Annotated in this window: 4 protein-coding genes and 1 pseudogene; all 5 read right to left on the minus strand. The window is 58.2% G+C overall.

Annotated elements, in window-relative coordinates:
- Nucleotides 1-189: 189 nt before the first annotated feature.
- Nucleotides 190-1,455 (minus strand): HRDC domain-containing protein, encoded by a 1,266-nt coding sequence (locus Q0216_RS05000; RefSeq protein WP_298593433.1) that lies wholly within the window; start codon nt 1,453-1,455, stop codon nt 190-192.
- A 212-nt stretch (nt 1,456-1,667) separates the two neighbouring features.
- On the minus strand, nt 1,668-2,129 hold the full coding sequence (gene msrB / locus Q0216_RS05005) for a peptide-methionine (R)-S-oxide reductase MsrB (protein WP_294631852.1): 462 nt from the start codon (nt 2,127-2,129) through the stop codon (nt 1,668-1,670).
- 76 nt (nt 2,130-2,205) lie between these two features.
- On the minus strand, nt 2,206-2,706 hold the full coding sequence (ybaK, locus tag Q0216_RS05010) for a Cys-tRNA(Pro) deacylase (protein WP_005506356.1): 501 nt from the start codon (nt 2,704-2,706) through the stop codon (nt 2,206-2,208).
- Nucleotides 2,707-2,942: 236 nt separating this feature from the next.
- Nucleotides 2,943-3,653, minus strand: a pseudogene (locus Q0216_RS05015) (DUF6318 family protein).
- 49 nt (nt 3,654-3,702) lie between these two features.
- Nucleotides 3,703-4,343, minus strand: a 641-nt coding sequence (locus Q0216_RS05020) for a DUF6318 family protein (protein WP_298593434.1), incomplete at its 5' end; no start/stop codon positions are given.

The following is a 4,343-nucleotide window of genomic DNA, read 5'->3' on the forward strand; positions in this document are numbered from 1 at the left end:
TCTCTCCACCCTATGCCGGTTTGGGATAAAAATCGAATGAGAGCAGGCTAAGCTTGGTCCGCGATCGCTCCCACGGCAAAACCCGCAGCACACTCCCGAGACAAACTCCCGGGGCACGCAAAATGCCGGTCGGGTGGTCGCATCAGCAACACACCCAACCGGCACACGTCTATTTAGCGTTAGCGAAATCTAGCCCAGGTGGCGGGCAAAAATCGGCGCAATCACGGGGGCAACCAGACCCGTCTGCCACGAACGCGCACCGTACTCGGCGAGTGCATCCCGCAGGGTCTGCTCATCAAAACGAGCCGGCGGCTCCCAGCAGAGGCGGCGAACATAATCGGTCGTGATTAGGTTCTGCGCCGGAATGGTCAGCTTCTCCGAGAGCTCATCAATTGCCTGACGAACCTCAGTGAACAGCGCCAAGTTCTCGGGGCGCTTAGACTCCCACGCCTTCAACGGCGGCGGGGCAGACGACGGCAAAGTGAACGGTACGGCGTTCTCACCGCGTGCCGCCGCGGCAATAGCGCGCACCCAGCGCGGGCCCTCACGACGCAGACCGCGCGTCTGAAAACCGGGAATCGCCATGACGGCGGGCACGTTACGCGGCATGGTGCGTGCCGCCTCCACAATCGCAGAATCGGGCAGCAGACGCTTCGCATCAACGTCCTTCTTACGCGCCAGCGAGTCACGCTCAACCCACAGGTTACGCAGCGCCGTCAGCTGCTTGACCGAACGCAGCATCGTGCGGCCCTTCGTCTTACGCCAACGCTCCGGCTGATCCGTCGGATCCTTCACCGGGGTCTTGCACAGGTACTCGAACTCCTCCAGAGCGTACTGCAGCTTACCCTGCTGGCGGAGCAAATCCTCCAACGCGTCACGCAAATCAATGAGCACGTCAACGTCCAGCAGCGCATAGTTCAGCCAGGACTCCGGCAGGGGGCGGCGCGACCAGTCTTCCTTCGAGTGCTTCTTCGCCAGCTTGTAGCCGAGCATCTCCTCAACGGTCGCGCCCAGGTTCACGCGCTCCAGACCGGCAAGGCGCGCACCCAGCTCCGTATCAAACAGACGGTTCGGGCGCATACCGAGCATGTCCAGGCTCGGGAAGTCCTGAATCGCGGCGTGAATAACCCACTCAGCATCCGCCAGAGCATCGTTAATAATGCGCAAATCCTTGAACGCCTCAGGGTCAATCAGGTACAGCTGATCTTCACGCTTAAGCTGCACCAAAAAAGCACGCGAACCGTAGCGGATGCCCTGGGCGCGCTCCGTATCAACAGCCACCGGGCCGGACGCCGCCGCCAACTGCTCAGCGGCACGACGCAGACCGCTCTCAGTGGTGATGAGAGTCGGAATCGGAGAGGAAGGGGCCTCCAGAGGAACAACCTCAGGAACTTCGATACCGTGAAGGGTCAGCTGAGGGGTGCCTGCGGCATTCTGTTCAGCTGCGGTACTCATGCACTCAATCCTTTTCCTCTGTCTGGTTCGACGCGCCCATACGATGCGCCAATGCACGGGTAGGCGTATGCCCGAGCAAATACGAGCCCGGGCGGGGTGGCGTGCCCGCGAAGGCACTACGCCATTCTACCCGCCCGAGCTTAAAGCCTCGAATTTAGAGAGACTCACAATAAGGGGTTCACCGGCGTGCCCGATGGGGCTCTCGCCGGGCTTTATTCGGTGGATTCCGCCTCGTCAACCGGGGTATCGCCAGGCTGTGCTTCACTAGCTGGGGTCAGCGTCAGGCACACCGAATTAATGCAATACCGCAAATCCGTGGGAGTCGGGTAGCCCTCACCCTCAAACACGTGACCCAGGTGCGAATCGCAGGCGGCGCAACGCACCTCCACACGGCGCATACCGAACGTCGTATCCTCCAGGTAGCGCACACGGTCCTCCGCCAGCGGCGCGAAAAACGACGGCCAACCACAATGCGAATCAAACTTCTGATCGGAACGGAACAGCTCCGTACCGCAGGCACGGCAAGAATACACACCCTCCGTGTGGGTGTTCCAGTACTCGCCCGTGAACGCGCGCTCGGTGCCGCCCTCACGCAGAACAGCGTACTCTTCAGGCTTGAGGACTTCACGCCAGTTCTTGGCGATAGCGCCCACGCCGGGTAGCGAGTTGCCCATCATGACTCCTTCACTTTGCTCTCTTGCCCAGGCTCTTACAGTTCATATAACGCCGCGGCCGGGCGGGTTATTCCCGCTACGCGCGGATATCAGCGTACTTGCCGTTGGTGAGCTTCAGAAGGTCGTCCGGGGCGAGCTCAACATCCAGGCCGCGCTTACCGCCAGAGACCATAATCGTGTCAAAAAGCTGCGCAGACTCATCCAGCAGGGTGGGGGAGGGAGTCTTCTGACCCAGCGGAGAAATACCGCCGACCACGTAGCCGGTGCGGCGCTCAGCGACCTTCGGGTCGCACATGGAGGCGCTCTTCCAACCCAGGGCAGCGGCGGCAGCTTTAATGTTCAGCTTGCCGGATACCGGCACGATCGCGACCGCGAAATCCTTCTCGTGCACAATCAGCAGGGTCTTGAACACCTGCTCCTCGGAGGCACCGAGGTTCTTCGCGGCCTCTTCACCGAAGGAGGTGACACCCTCAACGTGCTCGTATTCACGCATCTGGAAGGGGGTGTTCGTCTCGGTCAGCAGTGCCACGGCGGCGGTTGCTGCGCCGCTCTTCTTACCTTTAGTTTTCTTAGCCATAGACACCATTTTACGGAAGTCACCATCAGCTGTGGGGTGGGTTTGCGGGGCCGCAGCCGGTTATGAGGCGGGGTCCCGGACGCGTGCCCCGGCAAGTCTGCGCAGATACCTATCCACCCACCTATGCGCCGAGAAGCCACATGTGTTTCGAAAAGCCACCATTATCGTGGCTTCTCGAAACACATGTGGCTTCTGGGTGTCTGCAGGATGCGAACTTTTAGGCTCGCGTGGAGGGGCTAGTCATCGACAGGTTCATAATTCATGATTTCCCATTTCTGGCCGTTGTGCTTCAGCTCAAGTTTATAAGTGTCGTTAGTTTTATCTTCATTAGTCCAAGAACGCCAGCTACCATCAGCCGCAACATAAATCTCCCGTTCCCAGACGTGGTAAGCCTTCCAAAAATACGTTTCCCCATCCTCGGACCACGGCGTACCATCAGCAGTCAAGCTTTCAATACCATCAATCACCCAACCACCATGCTGGTAAAGCCTCTCGATACCCTCGTAAGCCTCCAGCTCGCTTTTAAAAGCCGGCGACACAAACTGACGAGCCATTGAATAATCACCAGTCTGCACGCCATAATTACCCCATTTGACTCAGGCGTCCAAAGTCTTACGCATACCTTCAACAGACTTTTCGCTATACCCGTCTTCGGGCGCGGTGGGTTTCGGCACGTTCTGGGCGGGACCGTACTTATCAGCAGGGCGATACTCGCCGTCGGGCGCCTTTGAACCGCCCGAGTAACCTCGGACAGTAGACGGGGTAGTGCTCGCCGAAGGTGACTCAGATGCCGCTGCAGATGCGGAGGCGGTTTCGCTTGGCGTTGCGGAGGCGGTGGCCGCCGCCTCGTTATTAGCATGCTGACCGCATGCCGCAAGCAGAGCACCCAAGCCCAGCATCGCGCCGCTACCCAGCAGGGTACGGCGGTTCAAAAGATGGGAAGTCATGGAATTCTAATCCTTATATCGGTGTGGTGTGTGAAAAGGTGAATACTGCTTAGGCGTTGAATTCTTCGAAGTCTAGAATTGACCACTTTTGGCCGTCATGTTTCATTTTGACTTTGAAAGTATCGTTAGTTTTATCCTCGTTATCCCATGCAGTCCATTTACCGTCTGGTTCAACGTGGATTTCCTGATTCCAGTTACGATACATTTTCCAGAAATATGTTTCGCCGGCTTCGGACCAAGGCGACCCATCAGCTGTAAATTTTTCGATACCGTCGATAACCCATCCGCCGCGCCTGTATAGTTTTTCGACGCTTTCGTAAGCTTCTAATTCGGAGCTGAAATTAGGCGAGATGAATTCTCGCGCCATTGCATAGTCACCAGTTTGGATACCGTAGTTTCCCCACTGGACCCAGGCGTCAAATGTTTTGCGCATACCCTCCAGAGACTTTTCGTTGTAGCCCTCTTCAGGTGCGGTGGGTTTGGGTACGTTCTGCGCCGGACCATATTTGTCAGCCTTTCGGTACTCGCCATCGGGTGCCTTGGAGCCGCCCGAATAGCCTCGGACAGTAGACGGAGTAGCACTTGCCGAAGGTGGCTCAGAAGCCGCCGTGGAAGCCGAAGCGGTTTCGCTCGGTGCGGCGGAGGCGGTGGCTGCCGCCTCGTTATTTGCCTGCTGGCCGCATGCCGCAA

The organism is uncultured Rothia sp. (assembly GCF_937976295.1).
GTDB lineage: Bacteria > Actinomycetota > Actinomycetes > Actinomycetales > Micrococcaceae > Rothia.